This window comes from Streptomyces sp. URMC 127, assembly GCF_051386535.1.
Classification (GTDB): Bacteria; Actinomycetota; Actinomycetes; order Streptomycetales; family Streptomycetaceae; genus Streptomyces.
The window spans coordinates 1-17,254 of record NZ_JBPQTW010000146.1; the positions used below are offsets into that span (position 1 = coordinate 1).

Here is a 17,254-nt window from a genome sequence, read left to right on the forward strand (position 1 = left end):
CGGCAGCGCCCTACGCCCCCGACGGCGCCCTACGCCCCCGCGGCAGCGCCGTCCGGCACCCCCGCCGGGATCACCGCCGACACCCGGAAACCACCCGCATCCGTCGCACCCGACACAAACACCCCACCCAGCGCCGACACCCGCTCCCGCATACCCACCAGACCATTGCCACCACTCGGCAGACCCGGCGCCGCCGCACCACCGTCCGACGGACCGTTCTCCACCTGCAGCGCCACCTCACCCCCACGATGCGCCACACGCACCACAGCCTTCGCCCCCGGCGCATGCTTATGGACGTTCGTCAGCGCCTCCTGCACCACCCGGTACGCCGTACTCTCCACCCGCGCGCCGTACGAGCGCCCCTCACCCTCCACCGACAGCTCGACGACCATCCCCGCCGCCCGCGACTGACCGACAAGATCCTCCAGACCGTCCAGACACGGTCCGTCACCCTGCGCAGACCCACCGGCCACCGCACCGTCCACCGGCCGCCCCACCGCACCGACCCCCGCGGTCACCCGCGCCGACGCCGCCGCAGCGACCTCCGCCAACCGCCGCGAATCCGCCGCCGACGCCGCCTCCGGCACAGACTCCTCCGACGACGTCCGCAGCACCCCCAGCATCTCCCGCAACTCCGTCAGCGCCTGCCGCCCCATATCCCCCACCAGACCCGCATTCCGCGAAGCCTTCTCCGGGTCCTTCAACGCCACCGCCTGCAACGCAGCCGCATGCACCACCATCAGCGACACCCGGTGCGCCACCACGTCATGCATCTCACGCGCAATACGCGTGCGCTCCTCGTTCCGCGCCCACACCGCACGCTCCTCGGCCCGCTCCGCAAGCAGCGACAGCTCACGCTCCAGACCGTCCGCCCGCTCCCGCAGACTCTCCACCAGCCGGCGCCGCGCCCCCACGTACAGCCCCGTCAGCACCGGCGGAGCCGTCAGCCCCAGCGACACCAACGCCGAGAAGAACAACATCGCCCACAGATCCTGCGGGCCACCGTCGTCCGCCACGTTCTGGTGGAACTTCGCCAGCGTGACCGCGAACGTCCCCGCCACGGAGACACCGGCAAGGATCACCGTCAGCCGGCGCGGCACGTCCGACGCAGCCAGCGTGTACAGACCAACGATTCCGAGCAGGAACCCCAGCTCCGCCGGGGTGATCGCAATACCCAGCAGCACGACAGCCACCGGCCACCGCCGCCGGAACAGCAACGTGGCACCGACCAGCAGCCCCGCCACCACCGCCGGCACCACCGGTATCCGGTGCTCACTCGCGAACGCCGCGCCCTCCGCCGCACACTCCAGCGCGGACACCAGCGCCAGCACGACGTCGAGCACCATGCTCCGCCGCCGCGCCCACCACCAAGGCCCGTCCGGCGCGCCGCGCGCGCCCGCCTCCGCGATTGCCCCCGTTGTGGTCATACCACCCAGCCTACGGAAGCCCGCCACAGCTTTTCCCGTCCGCGCGGCAGCACGGGACCGGCCCCGACCGGCCGGAATGGCACACTCCTCCCTCGAACTGGTGAATGCCTCCCCGTTTCGCCTTATCGGCCGACATGTACCGCAAGGCTGTACGCATGGCCCAAGCGAAGACAGAGCTGCAGCACCGCGCCCGCGAGCTGCGGCGAGCAGGCAGGACGTACGACGAGATCGTCGCGGAACTGGGGGTGTCGAAGAGCTCGGTGTCACTGTGGGTGAGGGATCTTCCGAGACCCGAGCGACGAGCAAGGGAGCATTGCCGGGTCATGGCCGAGGCACGGTGGGCGCCGATCCGTGAAGCCCGCGAGCTGGAACGCCGAGAGACGAAGCGCATCGCCGCCCAGGAGATAGGCACCCTCTCCGATCGCGAGCTGTTCCTCGTGGGTGTCGGCCTGTACTGGGCCGAGGGCACGAAGAGCAAGCCTCACAGGCCCAGCGACAGAGTCACCTTCGTCAACAGCGACCCCGGCATGGTCAGCTTCTACCTGGCCTGGCTGCGCCTTCTCGGCGTCGACGAGAGCCGCCTGCGGTTTCACGTCATGATCCACGAGTCTGCGGACATCGCCGGGGCGGAACGCTTCTGGGCGGACCACGTCGGCCCCGGTACCGGCAGCTTCGGGAAGACGACCCTCAAGAAGCACAACCCGACGACCGTACGGAAGAACACCGGGGAGAACTATCGGGGCTGCCTGACCATCCGCGTCCTGGGCGGAGCCGACCTGTACCGTCGCATCGAAGGCTGGTGGTGCGGCATAGTGTCCTCTGCACGGGCAACCGATCTACAGAATCGGACATAACGCGCAAACCATCCCCTGTGGTGTAATTGGCAACACAATGGACTTTGGATCCGTTATTCCAGGTTCGAGCCCTGGCAGGGGAGCTCAAAGTTCGAATCCATCGGGTCCTGACCGCCCAGGTCAGGACCCGCCCGCGTTTCAGCAGTAAAACGCACCGGTATCCTTCGGATGTCCACCACCCGAAGCCGAAGGGCACACCCGTGAGCGCCAACCGCCCGGCAGCCGTCGTCGTTCTCGCAGCGGGTGAGGGCACCCGCATGAAGTCGGCGACCCCCAAGGTCCTGCACTCCATCTGCGGACGTTCCCTCGTCGGCCACGTCGTCGCCGCCTCCCGCGAGCTGGACCCCGAGCACCTCGTCGTGATCGTCGGGCACGCCCGCGAGCAGGTCTCCGCGCACCTCGCGCAGATCGACCCCGAGGTCCGCACCGCCGTCCAGTACGAGCAGAACGGCACCGGCCACGCCGTGCGCATGGGCCTGGAAGAGCTGTCGAACAACGGCATCGCCCTCGACGGCACGGTGGTCGTCGTCTGCGGCGACACCCCCCTGCTCACCGGCGCCACCCTGAAGAAGCTCAGCGACGCCCACAGCGCCGACGGCAACGCCGTCACCGTGCTCACCGCCGAGGTCCCGGACTCCACCGGCTACGGGCGCATCGTGCGCGACGACAGCGGCGCCGTCACGGCGATCGTCGAGCACAAGGACGCCACGGACGCCCAGCGCGAGATTCGCGAGATCAACTCCGGGGTGTTCGCCTTCGACGCCCAGCTGCTGGCGGACGCCCTCGGCAAGGTCCGCACGGACAACAGCCAGGGCGAGGAGTACCTGACCGACGTCCTGGGCATCCTGCGCGAGGCCGGGCACCGCGTCGGCGCGGCGGTCGCGGGTGACCACCGCGAGATCCTGGGGATCAACAACCGCGTCCAGCTCGCCGAGGCCCGCAAGCTGCTCAACGAGCGGCTGCTGCACGCGGCGATGATGAGCGGTGTCACGGTCGTGGACCCGGCGTCGACCTGGATCGACGTCACCGTCACCGTCGAGCCGGACGTGCTGGTCCACCCGGGCACCCAGCTGGTCGGCACGACCAGTCTGGCCACGGGCAGCGAGGTCGGCCCGAACACGCGCCTGACGGACACCACGGTGGGCGCCGGTGCCCGCGTGGACAACACCGTCGCGGAGTCGGCGCTGATCGGCGAGGGCGCGACCGTCGGCCCGTTCGCCTACCTGCGGCCGGGTACGAGACTGGGCGCGAAGTCGAAGGCCGGCGCGTACGTCGAGATGAAGAACGCCGCGATCGGCGAGGGCACCAAGGTGCCCCACCTGTCGTACGTCGGTGACGCGACGATCGGCGAGTACACCAATATCGGCGCGGCGAGCGTCTTCGTGAACTACGACGGTGTGAACAAGCACCACACCACGATCGGCTCGCACTGCCGTACCGGATCGGACAACATGTTTGTGGCTCCGGTCACGATCGGGGACGGCGCGTACACCGCTGCCGGCTCGGTCATCACCAAGGATGTGCCCCCGGGTTCGCTGGCCGTCGCACGTGGACAGCAGCGGAATATCGAGGGCTGGGTGGCACGTAAGCGCCCGGGAAGCGCAGCCGCACAGGCCGCTTCCGCCGCTCGCCGGGAGACCGACGGCGAGCAGTGACCGTGACACGGGTACGCCGTGCGGGGCGTACCGTGATAAGCGCACACAAAGCGACATCCAAGGAGACTGTGCTGTGACCGGGATCAAGACGACCGGCGAGAAGAAGCTCATGCTCTTCTCCGGCCGCGCCCACCCCGAGCTTGCCGAGGAGGTCGCGCACCAGCTGGGCGTCGGCCTGGTCCCGACCAAGGCATTCGACTTCGCCAACGGCGAGATCTACGTCCGCTTCCAGGAGTCGGCGCGTGGCGCGGACTGCTTCCTGATGCAGAGCCACACGGCTCCCATCAACAAGTGGGTCATGGAGCAGCTGATCATGATCGACGCGCTGAAGCGCGCGTCGGCCCGCTCCATCACGGTGGTCGTGCCGTTCTACGGCTATGCCCGTCAGGACAAGAAGCACCGTGGCCGTGAGCCGATCTCGGCCCGTCTGATCGCTGATCTGTTCAAGACGGCGGGTGCGGACCGGATTCTTACGGTGGATCTGCACACGGACCAGATCCAGGGCTTCTTCGACGGTCCGGTGGATCACCTGTTCGCTCTGCCGATCCTGGCGGACTACGTGGGTGCGAAGGTCGACCGCGAGAAGCTGACGGTGGTGTCTCCGGACGCCGGTCGTGTGCGGGTCGCGGACCGCTGGTGCGACCGTCTGGGTGCGCCGCTGGCGATCGTCCACAAGCGCCGCGACAAGGATGTCGCGAACCAGGTCACGGTGCACGAGGTCGTCGGTGATGTGAAGGGCCGGGTGTGTGTCCTGGTCGACGACATGATCGACACGGGTGGCACGATCTGCGCCGCGGCGGACGCGCTGTTCGCCAATGGTGCGGAGGACGTGATCGTGACGGCGACGCACGGTGTGCTGTCGGGTCCGGCGGCGGACCGTCTGAAGAACTCGAAGGTGAGCGAGTTCGTCTTCACGAACACGCTGCCGACGCCGGGTGAGCTGGAGCTGGACAAGATCACGGTGCTGTCGATCGCGCCGACGATCGCGCGTGCCGTGCGTGAGGTCTTCGAGGACGGTTCGGTGACGAGCCTCTTCGAGGAGCAGTGAGCTTCCGGCAGGGCTAGCCTGCCGGCTGCAAAAACGATCGGCCTGGGAACGGGCCGGGGGACCGGCCCGGGACCGGACGGGTCCTGATCGATTTCTGAGCGGCCTCCCCCGCCGGGTACACTCCTGGAGTTGCTCGGCGAGGGAGGCCGCACTCATGTGCGGCGGTCCGTTATCGACGCGCTCTTCGTAGCAGGTCTGTACGAGGCCGGGTAACGGTCCGTCGATCAGCTACTCAGAGGAGTGCACCATGGCTGAGATCAAGATCCCCGCCCAGGTCCGTGCCGAGTTCGGCAAGGGCGCTGCCCGCCGTATCCGCCGTGCCAACCAGGTTCCCGGCGTCGTCTACGGCCACGGTTCCGAGCCGGTTCACATCACCCTGCCGGGTCACGACCTGATGATGGCCCTGAAGACCCCGAACGTCCTGCTGTCGCTGGACATCGAGGGCCGCGACGAGCTGGTCATCCCCAAGGCCGTCCAGCGTGACGCGCTCAAGGGCTTCCTGGAGCACGTCGACCTGCTGGTCGTCAAGCGTGGCGAGAAGGTCACCGTCGAGGTTCCGGTGCACACCGAGGGCGAGCTGGCCCCGGGCGGCAACCTGCTGGAGCACACCCTGACCGCTCTGCCGGTCGAGGCCGAGGCCACGCACATCCCGGAGGCCGTCACCGTCTCCGTCGCGGGTCTTGAGGCCGGTGCCTCCGTTCTGGCCAAGGACGTCGTCCTGCCGGCCGGTGTCTCCCTCGCCGTCGACGCCGACGCCGTGGTTCTGCACGTCGTCGCCGGCCAGGCCGCCCCGGCCGAGGCCGCTGAGGGCGCCGAGGCCTGATCCTCGCCGCACCCGGCTTTTCTTTGCGACCGCCGTCCCGCTCCGCCCGGAGCGGGACGGCGGTCGGCTATGGGCCGGCTGTATCGGCGGTATCGGCTATGAGTCGGCTATGAAGGAGACATGCAGATGACGGACGACTCCAGCCCCTGGCTGATCGTGGGCCTGGGCAATCCCGGGCCGGAGTACGCGGGCAACCGCCACAACGTGGGCTTCATGGTCGCCGACCTGCTCGCGGAGCGGATGGGTGCCAAGTTCAAGGCGCACAAGGCGGCGCGGGCCCAGGTGGTGGAGGGCCGCATCGGCGCGCCCGGCCCGTCGAGCCGCCGGGTGGTCGTGGCCAAGCCGATGTCGTTCATGAATCTGTCGGGCGGGCCGACGGCCGCGCTGCGGGACTTCTACAAGGTGCCGGCCGAGCGGGTCATCGCCGTGCATGACGAGCTGGACATCGACTACGGCGTGCTGCGGCTGAAGCTCGGTGGGGGCGACAACGGGCACAACGGCCTGAAGTCGATCACGAAGGCGCTGGGCCCGGATTACCTGCGGGTGCGGTTCGGGATCGGGCGGCCGCCGGGGCGGATGCAGGTGGCGGATTTTGTGCTGAAGGATTTCTCGTCCACGGAGCGCAAGGAGCTCGCTTACGAGGTGGACCGGGCCGCGGATGCGGTGGAGTCGCTGATCGTGGACGGCTTGGAGCGCGCTCAGAGCACGTACAACTCCTGAGACGCGTGAAAACGGCCCCCTCGCCACCGGGCGAGGGGGCCGTTGTGCGTTCGCGCGTCAGCCGGTGTTGCGCAGGCCCGCCGCGACGCCGTTGACGGTCAGCAGGAGGGCGCGGCTCAGCAGCGGATCCGGGGTTTCGCCGCGCTCCGCGGCCTGCCTCTGCCGGTGCAGCAGCGTCACCTGGAGGTACGAGATCGGGTCGAGGTACGCGTCGCGCACGCGGAACGTCTGGCGGAGCACGGGGCTGGCGTCGAGGAGCTCGGCCTCGCCGGTGATGCGCAGGACTTCCTGGACGGTCAGCTCGTGTTCGGCCTTGATGATGTCGAAGACGTGCTTGAGGTCGTCGGGGACGAGGGTGTCGACGTAGTGCTGGGCGATGCGCAGGTCGGTCTTGGCGAGGGTCATCTCGACGTTGGACAGGAAGTTCTGGAAGAAGTGCCAGTGCTCGTGCATCTCGTCGAGGACGGTGTCGAGTCCTGCTTCGCGGGCGGCCTTGAGGCCGGAGCCGACGCCGAACCAGCCGGGGACGATCTGGCGGGACTGGGTCCAGCCGAAGACCCAGGGGATGGCGCGGAGGCCGTCGAGGCCTGCGCCGGAGTCGGGGCGGCGCGAGGGGCGGGAGCCGAGGTGGAGTTCGGCGAGCTGGTCGACGGGGGTGGAGGCGAAGAAGTACGCGGGGAGGTCCGGGTCCTCGACGAGGCGGCGGTAGGCGGAGTGGGCGGCGTCGGAGACGGTGTCCATGGCCGCGTCCCAGCGGGCGAGGGCTTCGTCGGACTGGCGGGGGGCGGTGTGCAGGGCGGAGGCCTGCAGGGTCGCGGCGACGGTCAGTTCGAGGTTTTCGCGGGCGAGGGCCGGGATGAGGTACTTGTCGGAGATGACTTCGCCCTGCTCGGTGACCTTGATCTCGCCTTCGAGGGTGCCCCAGGGCTGGGCGAGGATGGCGTCGTGGGTGGGGCCGCCGCCGCGGCCGACGGTGCCGCCGCGGCCGTGGAAGAGGCGCAGGCGGACGCCGTAGCGGTGGGCGACGTCGCGCAGGCGGCGCTGGGCGCGGTGGATCTCCCACTGGGAGGTGGTGATGCCGCCGAACTTGGAGGAGTCGGAGTAGCCGAGCATGACCTCCTGGACGTCGCCGCGGAGGGCGACGAGGCGCCGGTAGGAGGGGTCGGCGAGCATGTCGTCGAGGATGCGGTCGGCTTCCTTGAGCTCGTCGGTGGTCTCCAGGAGGGGCACGATGCCGATCTTGGCCCAGCCGGCGTGCAGGTCGATGAGGCCGGCTTCGCGGGCGAGGACGGCGGCGGCGAAGACGTCGTCGGCGCCCTGGCACATGGAGATGATGTAGGACTCGACGACTTCGGGGCCGAACTTCTCCAGGGCTTCGCGGATGGTGCCGAAGACGCCGAGGGTCTTGGCGCCGGGGGCGTCGAGGGGGGCGGGGCTGGGGGCGAGGGGCCGGCGGGAGCGGAGTTCCTTGGCGAGGAGCTTGCGGCGGTAGTCGCGGGGCATGTCCGCGTAGCGCCAGGATTCCTCGCCGAGGCGGTCGAAGAGCTGGCCGAGGGCGTGGTGGTGGGCGTCGGCGTGTTCGCGGACGTCCATGGTGGCCAGGTGGAGGCCGAAGGAGGCGAGGGTGCGCAGGGCGCGCTCCAGGCGGCCGTCGGCGATGAGGCGGCCGCGGTGGGCGCGCAGGGAGTCCTGGATGGTCTGGAGGTCGGCGAGGAGTTCGGTGGTGCCGAGGTAGTCGCGGCCTTCTTCGTGGGGGGTGTTGCGGGCGAGGCGCTCGCGGGTGTTGACGAGCTTCTGCCGGATGCAGGTGGCCTTGAGGCGGTAGGGCTCTTCGGCGTTGAGGCGCTTGTAGCGGGGGCTGATCTCGGGCAGGAGTTCGAGGTCGCGCTGGAGGGAGGAGAGGAGCTCTTCGGTGGCGCCGCTGTTGCGGATGGAGTTGGAGAGGGCGCTGCGGAGCTCGTCGACGAGGTCGAGGGCGTCGGTGATGCCGTGCTCGTACTGCAGGAGGAGGACGTCCCAGGTGACCTGGGGGGTGACGTTGGGGTTGCCGTCGCGGTCGCCGCCGATCCAGGTGCCGAAGGTGAGGGGGCGGGTGGTGGGGGGCAGGGCGACGCCGATGCGGTCGAGTTCGGCGGCGAGGTCTTCGAGGACGTCTCCGACGGCGCCCGCGTGGAGTTCGTCGAGGTAGTAGATGGCGTTGCGGGCCTCGTCGGTGGGCTCGGGGCGGGCGACGCGCAGTTCGTCGGTCTGCCAGAGCAGGTCGATGTTCTCGGCGAGGCGCAGGTCGGTGCGGCGCTTGTCGCCGGAGCCGGTGGCGAGGGTGGTGTCGAGGAGGGCGGCGATGCGGCGGAGCTTGTTGAGGACGCTGCGGCGGGCGGCCTCGGTGGGGTGGGCGGTGAAGACGGGGCGGACGCCGAGGTGCTCGACGGTCTGCCGCACGTGCTCGGGGTCGGCTTCCTTCAGCTGGTCGGCGGTGCGGGCGAGGATGGAGCCCTCGGCGGCGCGCTTGGCGGCGAGCTCGCGGCCGCGGTGGACCTGCTCGGTGACGTTGGCCAGGTGGAAGTAGACGGAGAAGGCGCGGACGAGCTTGGCGGCGGTCTCCAGGTCGGTGGTGCCGAGCAGCTCGGCGGCGGCCTCGCCGTCGGTGCGGGTCAGGGCGCGGACCCGCTCCACGAGGTCGAGGAGCTCTTCCCCCTCCTGGCGGACCAGGGTCTCGCCGAGGAGGTCGCCGAGGCGGCGGATGTCGGCGCGCAGGGCGGCGTTGGTGTTGTCGGCACTGCTCACAGGTGCTGCTCCTTGCAGAGTTTCCGGCACGTCTGGAGGGGTTGCGGACCGCGCTGTCCGACGCCCACCAGCATAGGTCTCCGCGCGACGCGCGGTTGTCCACAGCCCTCTTGCTCCGTGCTGCCGCCCTGCCATACTTACGAAGCCGTAGGTTACGGAACCGTAGCCATGCCCCGACCCCCATGAGGGAACCCATGACTGCAAGCCCCGACGTGCTCGAAGACGCGCCGAAGGCCCAGGAAGCCCCGCTCCCCTCCGCCACGCTGGGCGGTGACAGCAAGCGTTCCGTGGAGCAGATCACCCTGCTGCTCTTCATCACCGTGCCGTTCCTCGCCCTGGTCGCGGCGGTGCCGCTGGCGTGGGGCTGGGGGGTGAGCTGGCTGGATCTCGGGCTGATGACCGCGATGTACTTCATCGGCTGCCACGGCATCACGATCGGCTTCCACCGCTATTTCACGCACGGATCGTTCAAGGCGAAGCGGCCGCTGCGGATCGCGCTGGCGATCATGGGGTCGCTGGCCGTGGAGGGCCCGCTGGTGCGCTGGGTCGCCGACCACCGCCGGCACCACCGCTTCTCGGACGCGGAGGGTGATCCGCACTCGCCGTGGCGCTTCGGCGAGACGGTGCCGGCGCTGGTGAAGGGGCTGTGGTGGGCCCACGTCGGCTGGATGTTCGACGAGGAGCAGACCCCTCAGCACAAGTACGCCCCCGATCTGATCAAGGATCCGGCGATCCGGGCGATCTCCCGCCAGTTCGTCCTGTGGACGGCGGTGTCGCTGCTGATCCCGCCGCTGGTGGGTGGTCTGGTCACCTGGTCCTGGCAGGGGGCGGCCACGGCGTTCTTCTGGGGTTCGCTGGTACGGGTCGCCCTGCTGCACCATGTGACGTGGTCGATCAACTCGATCTGCCATGCCGTGGGCAAGCGGCCGTTCAAGTCGCGTGACCGCTCGGGCAACGTGTGGTGGCTGGCGATCCTGTCCTGCGGCGAGTCCTGGCACAACCTGCACCATGCCGACCCGACGTCTGCCCGGCATGGTGTGCTCAAGGGGCAGCTGGATTCCAGCGCCCGCCTGATCCGCTGGTTCGAGCAGGCGGGCTGGGCCTATGACGTGCGGTGGCCGAAGGCCGACCGCCTGGACTCCCGACGGAAGGAGAGTGCCGCCAAGGCGGCATGATTGACAGCGTGGCGATCGACAGCAACACCACCAGTAACAAGGACCGGGCCCCGGCTGCGGGGACCCGACGCACCCGGCGGGTGCGGATGACCGGCGCGGAGCGCCGGGAGCAGCTGCTGGACATCGGTCGCACACTCTTCGCCGAGCGGGGGTTCGAGGGCACGTCGGTCGAGGAGATCGCGGCGAAGGCCGGGGTCTCCAAGCCGGTCGTCTACGAGCACTTCGGCGGCAAGGAAGGGCTGTACGCGGTGGTCGTCGACCGCGAGATGCGGCAGCTGCTGGACATGGTCACGGGGGCGCTGACCGCGGGGCACCCGCGGGAGCTGCTGGAGCAGGCCGCGTTCGCCCTCCTCGACTACATCGAGCGGTATACGGACGGCTTCCGCATCCTCGTCCGCGATTCGCCGGTGGCGCAGTCGACGGGCACGTTCGCGTCGCTGATCAGCGACATCGCCACGCAGGTCGAGGACATTCTGGGCCTTGAGTTCAAGGCCCGCGGCTTCGACGCGAAGCTGGCTCCGCTGTACGCCCAGGCGCTGGTGGGCATGGTGGCCCTCACGGGCCAGTGGTGGCTGGACGTCCGCAAGCCGAAGAAGGCGGAGGTCGCGGCGCACCTGGTGAACCTGGCGTGGCACGGCCTGGACGGCCTGGAGCCGAGGCCACGGCTGGTGGGGCACCGGCGGGCGTAGACGGCGCCGCGGGCCGCCGCGGGCGGCGTCCGGCGGTGCCGTACGGGCTCGGGCGGGCCCGGCACCGCCGGACAGCGCCGTTTCGGCTGATCGCCGTCGCGGCGGATTTTGAAGGGGCGAGCCCCCTTCGCCTGCCGCCCCGCCGGTCAAGGATGCGCCCGCATCCTTGAAACCGCCGCCGCGGCGCGCAACCACGACGGTGGTGACCGGCGGTGCCGTACGGGCTCAGGCAGGCCCGGCACCGCCGGACAGCGCCGCTGTGGCTGATCGCCGTCGCGGCGGATTTTGAAGGGGCGAGCCCCCTTCACCTGCCGCCCGCCGGTCAAGGATGCGCCCGCATCCTTGAAACCGCCGCCACGGCGCGCAACCACCACGGTGGTGACCGGCGGTGCCGTACGAGGCTCAGTTCGTCGTGGGCCGGACCGGAGGTCACCCCCGCTGGGCCACCACGAAGATCCTCCGGAACGGGAAGAGCGTTCCGTGCTCGCCCCGTGGGTACGCCCTCCGCAGGAGCGCCCCGTACTCCGACAGGAAGCGCGCCCTCGCCTCCGCGTCGTCGCGCAGGGCCGTCAGGACCGGCCTCAGCGTCGTGCCCTTCGTCCAGTCGAGGACCGCGTCCTCGCCCGCCAGCACGTGGACGTACGTCGTCTCCCAGGCGTCGACCGTCAGGCCGAGGCCGGCGAGCCGCTCCAGGTACTGCGCGGGCGGCAGCACGTGCCCGGGCTCCTGGAGCCCGCCCAGCCGGTCCCGCCAGGCCGGCGAGCCGCAGAGCTCGCGCAGGAGCACGTGGCTGGGGGCGTCGAAGTTGCCCGGCACGGTGAAGGCGAAGACGCCGCCCGGGGCGAGCGCCCCGGTCCACGCCGGGAAGGCGGCCTCGTGGCCCCGCACCCACTGGAACGCCGCGCTGGAGATGATCAGGTCGTACCGGTCGCCGTCCCGCGGCGTCCAGGTCGTCAGGTCGGCGTAGGCGAACGTGACGCCCCGCACGCGCGCACGCGCCTCGCGGAGCATCTCTTCCGAGTGGTCCAGCCCCGTGATCCGCGCCGCGGGCCACCGCTCGGCGAGCAGCGCCGTGACCGTGCCGGGGCCGCAGCCGAGGTCGGCGATGCGCGCGGGAGAGCGCACCGGCACGCGGGCGAGCAGGTCGGAGAAGGGGCGGGTGCGGGGGCCGGAGTGACGCAGGTACTGCTCCGGGTCCCAGACAGGCGTGGCAGCGGACGTCATGCTTCCAGGATCACCACACCACTATCTTGACGTCAAGAGACTTCATGTCGACAGACCAACTACACTGATCGTCATGGAGGACGAGGTCGATCGGCTGGTTTCAGCGTGGCGCCGCGAGCGCCCTGACCTCGACGTGGAGCCGCTCGAGGTGCTCAGCCGCGTGAGCAGGCTCGCCCGTCACCTCGACCGCGCCCGCCGCCTGGCCTTCGCCGAGCACGAGCTGGAGCCGTGGGAGTTCGACGTGCTGACGGCGCTGCGCCGCGCCGGGGCGCCGTACCAGCTCTCCCCCGGGCAGCTGCTGACCCAGACGCTGGTCACGTCCGGCACGATGACCAACCGCATCGACCGGCTCGCCAAGAAGGGCCTGGTCCGCCGCGAGCCCGATCCGAGCGACCGCCGCGGCGTGCTCGTACGCCTCACGGACGAGGGGCGGGACCGCGCGGACGAGGCCCTGGCCGGGCTCCTGGAGCAGGAGCGCGCCATCCTCTCCGAGCTGTCCCGCACCCAGCGCCGCGAGCTGGCCGATCTGCTACGCCAGCTGACCGCCCCGTTCGACAACACTCCCGGTTAGGTCCACCGGCCCGACCCCGGCCCGGCGCGCGAGCGCGACGGCGGCGAGGGTGGAGTGGACGCCCAGCTTCCCCAGCACGTTCTGCATGTGCGTGCGGACGGTGTGCGGGGAGAGGTAGAGCCGCTCGGCGACGGCCTTGCGGCCCAGCCCGGCCACCATGCAGCGCAGCACCTCCCGCTCGCGCGGCGTCAGGGACTCCACCAGGCGCTCGCTCTCCGTGCGGTGCTTGCGGGCCGCCGTGAGCTCCCGCAGCACGCCCGTGAGCAGGGCGGGCGGCAGATGCGTCTCGTCGCGCAGGACGCCCCTGATGACGGCCAGCAGCCGGGAGAGCGAGCAGTCCTTGGCGACCCAGCCGCCCGCGCCCGCCTGCAGGGCCGCCGCGGCCCTGCGCGGGTCGTCGCGCTCGGCGAGGACCACCGTGCGCACCGCGGGGTGCGCGCTGCGGACGCCGGCCACGAGCGAGATCCCGTCGACCGCGCCCTCCCCGGACCCCGGGCCGTCGTGCCCGGGCCCGTGGGCCGCGGCGTGGCCCGCACCGTGCCCCGGCCCGTGCACCGCGGCGTGACCCGCGCCGTGCCCCGGAGCATGGACCGCGCCGTGCCCCGGAGCGTGCCCCGGGCCGGGTCCCGGGCCCGCGCCGTGCGGAGCCGGCCCCCTGAGCTGGCCCGGCACGCCGCCGTCCGGCCCGACCGTGCCGAGATCGGCATCGATCAGCAGCACGTCGAAGCGGCGCCCCTCTGCCGCCGCCCGCTCCAGCGCGCGCAGCGCCGCCGGCCCGCTGCCGGCCGCCGAGACCTCCACGTCCTGCTCGGCCGCGAGGGCGGCGGCGAGCGACTCGGCGAAGATGCGGTGGTCGTCGACCACCAGTACCCGAATACGTGCCACTGCCACCCCCATATTCCCGGGCGGCGGTCAGTGCGGGTACGGCGCCCGGTCCGGGGCCGCCGCACACCGCACGGCCGCCGCCGCACTTGTCGACTTCCACCCCGCCCCGGGCGTCGTACCTGCCTGTCTCGCCCCCTGATCAGCGCCGGCCCCCACCGACGCTGTGCATCAGCGTACGGCGGGGGTCCCGCAACGGAAGCCGATTGGCAAAACTGCTCGACCCGCCTGTTTATGGTGAGCTTTCTGTTCAGTATTGAGGCGGTGAACGTCGCTGAACGACGCGAAGTTGACCATGCCCGACTGCACGATCGGGGAGTACCCCCCGGCCCGGGCTCACCCCTCACCCCAGGTCACCTCGCGGCACCCGCCGCGCACCGCCGCCCGCCACCGCTGCGAAGACCCGCGGCGGACGGTGCCCGGCCGCCGCGAAGGCGGCCGTGACGGCCTCGCCGACCGCGTCCGCCGCGCCCTCCTCCACGAGCGCGAGCGCCGAGCCGCCGAACCCCGCGCCGGTCATCCGCGCCCCGAGCGCGCCCGCGCCGTTCGCGACCGCGACGGCCAGGTCGAGCTCCGGGCACGAGACGGCGAAGTCGTCGCGCAGGGAGGCGTGCCCGGCGGTCAGCAGCGGCCCGGTCGCGCGCGGCTCGCCCGCGGCGAGGAGCGCCGTCACTTCCCGTACGCGCTCGCCCTCGGTCACCACGTGCCGGACCAGGGGCCGCAGGGCGGCGTCGGCGAGCCCGGCCAGCGCGGCCTCCAGCTCCTCGTGCGGCACGTCCCGCAGGGCCCGTACGCCCAGGGCCCGCGCCGCGGCCTCGCAGCCCGCCCGCCGGGCCGCGTAGGCGCCGTCCGCCAGGGCGTGCCGGACGCGGGTGTCCACGACGAGCAGCCGCAGCCCGTGGGCGGCCAGGTCGAAGGGCACCTGGCGCAGCGCGAGGTCGCGGGTGTCGAGGTGCAGGGCGTGGCCCGCGGTGCAGCAGGCGGAGGCCGTCTGGTCCATGACGCCGCAGGGGACGCCCACGAAGGCGTTCTCGGCGCGCTGGGCGAGCCGTGCGAGGGCGGGGCGGCCGCAGGCGGCGCCGTGCAGCTCCGTCAGCGCCAGGGCCGTGGCGACCTCCAGGGCGGCGGAGGACGACAGCCCGGCGCCCGCCGGCACGTCGCTCTCGACGTACATGTCCGCCCCGCCGGCCGGCAGGCCCGCCTCGCGCAGCGCCCAGGCGACGCCCGCCGGGTAGGCGGCCCAGCCGCGCACCGCGCCGGGGGTGAGCGCCGCGAGCGGCAGTTCGGCCGTGCCCTGCGCCTCGCGCGAGCGCAGCCGCAGCACGCCGTCCGTGCGGACGGCTGCGGCCACGCGCGTGCACTGCGGGAGGGCGATCGGCAGGACGTGGCCCTCGTTGACGTCCGTGTACTCGCCGATGAGGTTGACGCGGCCGGGCGCGGCCCAGACGCCCTCGGGGGCGTATCCGTAGGCGTGCTCGAAGCCCTCGGCCGTGCCCTCGGCCGTGCTGCTCGCGGCGGCGGTCACCGGCCGGGCCCGCGGCGCGCGAACTCCCAGGCGTCGGCGACGATGCCGGCGAGGTCGGGGCGGCGCGGGATCCAGCCGAGGGTCTCGCGGGCGCGGTCGGCGGAGGCCACGAGGACGGCCGGGTCGCCGGGGCGGCGCGGGGCCGCGGTCTGCGGGACGGGGTGGCCGGTGACCTTGCGGACGGTCTCGATGACCTCGTGGACGGAGAAGCCGTTGCCGTTGCCCAGGTTGCAGATGAGGTGTTCGCCGTCGCGTGCGGCGGAGAGGGCGAGCAGGTGGGCTTCGGCGAGGTCGGCGACGTGGATGTAGTCGCGGACGCAGGTGCCGTCGGGGGTGGGGTAGTCGTCGCCGTAGACGGCGATCGCTTCGCGCTCGCCGCGGGCCACCTCGAGGACGAGCGGGATCAGGTGCGTTTCGGGGGCGTGGCGCTCGCCGTAAGGGCCGTACGCGCCCGCCACGTTGAAGTAGCGCAGGGAGACGGCGGCCAGGCCGTGGGCGGCGCACTCGCCGCCGATCATGTGGTCGACGGCGAGCTTGGTGGCGCCGTAGGGGCTGGTGGGGGCTGTGGGGGCGTCCTCGGTGATGGGGACGGCGGCCGGTTCGCCGTAGGTGGCGGCGGTTGAGGAGAAGACGAGGGTGCGCACGCCGGCGTCGCGCATGGCGGCGAGCAGGTCGGCGGTGCCGCCGACGTTGTTGCGCCAGTACGGCTCGGGGTCGGTGACGGACTGGCCCACCTGCGAGAAGGCCGCGAAGTGCAGCACGGCGTCGTAGGAGCTGTCGAGCCACTGCCCGGCGTCCTGCACGCGGCCCCGGACGAAGGCGGCGCCCTCGGGGACGGCTTCGCGGTGCCCGGTCGAGAGGTCGTCGAGGACGGTCACGGTGTGCCCGGCGGCCAGCAGATGCGCCGCCACGACGCTTCCGACGTAGCCCGCGCCGCCCGTGACCAGGCACTTCCTGCTGCTGTCGCTCATTGGCTCGCTACCTCTCGCAGTCGCTCCGCCGCGGCCTCGGGCGGCACATCGTTGATGAACACGTTCATGCCGGATTCGGAACCCGCGAGGAACTTCAGCTTTCCGGGAGCCCGGCGGATGGTGAAGAGCTCAAGGTGGAGGGCGAATTCACCTCTGCGCGGGTCCTGGAACGGCGCCTGGTGCCAGGCGGAGACGTACGGGGTGGGCGGCTGGCCCGCGCCGAAGACGCGGTCGAACCGGCGTAGGAGTTCCAGGTAGACCTGGGGGAACTCGATGCGGGCGGCGTCGTCCAGGGCGAGCAGGTCGGGCACGCGCCGCCGCGGGTAGAGGTGCACTTCGTAGGGCCAGCGGGCGGCGTAGGGGACGAAGGCCGTCCAGTGGTCCGCGGCGAGGACGGTGCGGCGGCCGTCCTCGCGCTCGGCGGCCACGGTGTCGTCGAAGAGGTTGCGCCCGCCGGTGCGGGCCGCGTGGGCGGCGGCCGAGGCGAGCATGCGTTCGGTGCGCGGGGTGGCGAACGGGTAGGCGTAGATCTGGCCGTGCGGGTGGCCGAGGGTCACGCCGATCTCCTCGCCGCGGTTTTCGAAGCAGAACACCTGCCGTACGGCGGGCAGCGCGGCCAGGTCCGCGGTGCGGTCGGTCCAGGCGGCGAGGACGAGGGCGGCGCGCTCGGGGCCGAGGGCGGCGAAGGAGGTGTGGTGGTCGGGGGTGAAGCAGACGACTTCGCAGCGGCCGGCCGCCTCGCCGGCGAGGGAGGGGAACCGGTTCTCGAAGACGGCGACTTCGTAGTCGGCGGCGGGGATTTCGGTGGGGCGCCCGGGACTTGAGGGGCACAGGGGGCACGCTTCCGCGGGTGGGAGGAAGGTGCGGGTCTGGCGGTGGGAGGCGATGACGACGTCGTCGCCGAGG

15 protein-coding genes and 1 tRNA gene are annotated in these 17,254 nt (G+C 71.6%); 9 read left to right on the top strand and 7 right to left on the bottom strand.

The genetic code is table 11. The features are described 5' to 3' along the window. Window positions 1-29: 29 nt before the first annotated feature. Window positions 30-1,427, bottom strand: a complete 1,398-nt coding sequence (locus ACSNOH_RS24460) for a sensor histidine kinase (protein ID WP_436723584.1) — start codon at window positions 1,425-1,427, stop codon at window positions 30-32. 155 nt (window positions 1,428-1,582) lie between these two features. Between ACSNOH_RS24460 and ACSNOH_RS24465 the strand changes: the two genes are divergently transcribed. From ACSNOH_RS24465 to pth, 6 genes are all read left to right on the top strand, one after another. Next, window positions 1,583-2,281, top strand: coding sequence for a hypothetical protein (locus tag ACSNOH_RS24465; protein WP_436723585.1), 699 nt, complete (start codon window positions 1,583-1,585; stop codon window positions 2,279-2,281). Between the two features lie 11 nt (window positions 2,282-2,292). Continuing rightward, a tRNA-Gln gene (locus tag ACSNOH_RS24470) sits at window positions 2,293-2,364 on the top strand. A gap of 117 nt (window positions 2,365-2,481) precedes the next feature. Further along, window positions 2,482-3,936 carry a bifunctional UDP-N-acetylglucosamine diphosphorylase/glucosamine-1-phosphate N-acetyltransferase GlmU gene (glmU, locus tag ACSNOH_RS24475; protein ID WP_436723586.1) on the top strand — a complete coding sequence of 485 codons (1,455 nt, stop codon included), beginning with the start codon at window positions 2,482-2,484 and terminating at the stop codon, window positions 3,934-3,936. Between the two features lie 73 nt (window positions 3,937-4,009). Continuing rightward, window positions 4,010-4,984, top strand: a complete 975-nt coding sequence (locus ACSNOH_RS24480; protein ID WP_058046637.1) for a ribose-phosphate diphosphokinase — start codon at window positions 4,010-4,012, stop codon at window positions 4,982-4,984. 247 nt (window positions 4,985-5,231) lie between these two features. Next, window positions 5,232-5,807 (top strand): 50S ribosomal protein L25/general stress protein Ctc, encoded by a 576-nt coding sequence (locus ACSNOH_RS24485; protein ID WP_436723587.1) that lies wholly within the window; start codon window positions 5,232-5,234, stop codon window positions 5,805-5,807. Window positions 5,808-5,933: 126 nt separating this feature from the next. Then, window positions 5,934-6,527: an aminoacyl-tRNA hydrolase gene (gene pth / locus ACSNOH_RS24490; protein WP_436723596.1), complete on the top strand. Its 594-nt coding sequence runs from the start codon at window positions 5,934-5,936 to the stop codon at window positions 6,525-6,527. A gap of 57 nt (window positions 6,528-6,584) precedes the next feature. On the opposite strand, the gene ppc is transcribed toward pth, so the two are convergent. After that, on the bottom strand, window positions 6,585-9,311 hold the full coding sequence (gene ppc / locus ACSNOH_RS24495; RefSeq protein ID WP_436723588.1) for a phosphoenolpyruvate carboxylase: 2,727 nt from the start codon (window positions 9,309-9,311) through the stop codon (window positions 6,585-6,587). A gap of 194 nt (window positions 9,312-9,505) precedes the next feature. Here ppc and ACSNOH_RS24500 point away from each other — a divergent pair, with 194 nt between their 5' ends. Both ACSNOH_RS24500 and ACSNOH_RS24505 read left to right on the top strand, forming a co-directional pair. Continuing rightward, on the top strand, window positions 9,506-10,486 hold the full coding sequence (locus tag ACSNOH_RS24500; RefSeq protein WP_436723589.1) for an acyl-CoA desaturase: 981 nt from the start codon (window positions 9,506-9,508) through the stop codon (window positions 10,484-10,486). Next, the gene (locus ACSNOH_RS24505; protein ID WP_436723590.1) at window positions 10,483-11,175 is read left to right on the top strand and encodes a TetR family transcriptional regulator; all 693 of its coding nucleotides are present in this window, start codon (window positions 10,483-10,485) and stop codon (window positions 11,173-11,175) included. The genes ACSNOH_RS24500 and ACSNOH_RS24505 overlap by 4 nt, the downstream gene beginning before the upstream one ends. Window positions 11,176-11,604: 429 nt before the next feature. On the opposite strand, the gene ACSNOH_RS24510 is transcribed toward ACSNOH_RS24505, so the two are convergent. Further along, entirely contained in the window at window positions 11,605-12,399 is a 795-nt protein-coding gene (locus ACSNOH_RS24510) for a trans-aconitate 2-methyltransferase (protein ID WP_436723591.1), read from the bottom strand. 73 nt (window positions 12,400-12,472) lie between these two features. On the opposite strand from ACSNOH_RS24510, the gene ACSNOH_RS24515 reads away from it, so the two are divergent. Beyond that, entirely contained in the window at window positions 12,473-12,970 is a 498-nt protein-coding gene (locus ACSNOH_RS24515) for a MarR family winged helix-turn-helix transcriptional regulator (RefSeq protein ID WP_106682081.1), read from the top strand. On the opposite strand, the gene ACSNOH_RS24520 is transcribed toward ACSNOH_RS24515, so the two are convergent. From ACSNOH_RS24520 to galT, 4 genes are all read right to left on the bottom strand, one after another. Beyond that, window positions 12,929-13,855: a LuxR C-terminal-related transcriptional regulator gene (locus ACSNOH_RS24520; protein WP_436723592.1), complete on the bottom strand. Its 927-nt coding sequence runs from the start codon at window positions 13,853-13,855 to the stop codon at window positions 12,929-12,931. The two genes, ACSNOH_RS24515 and ACSNOH_RS24520, sit on opposite strands and share 42 nt — an antisense overlap. A gap of 340 nt (window positions 13,856-14,195) precedes the next feature. After that, window positions 14,196-15,377, bottom strand: a complete 1,182-nt coding sequence (gene galK / locus ACSNOH_RS24525; protein ID WP_436723593.1) for a galactokinase — start codon at window positions 15,375-15,377, stop codon at window positions 14,196-14,198. Then, window positions 15,374-16,348, bottom strand: coding sequence for a UDP-glucose 4-epimerase GalE (gene galE, locus ACSNOH_RS24530; RefSeq protein ID WP_436723594.1), 975 nt, complete (start codon window positions 16,346-16,348; stop codon window positions 15,374-15,376). The genes galK and galE overlap by 4 nt, the downstream gene beginning before the upstream one ends. Beyond that, window positions 16,345-17,254, bottom strand: a 910-nt coding sequence (gene galT, locus ACSNOH_RS24535) for a galactose-1-phosphate uridylyltransferase (protein ID WP_436723595.1), incomplete at its 5' end; no start/stop codon positions are given. The genes galE and galT, both read right to left, overlap by 4 nt.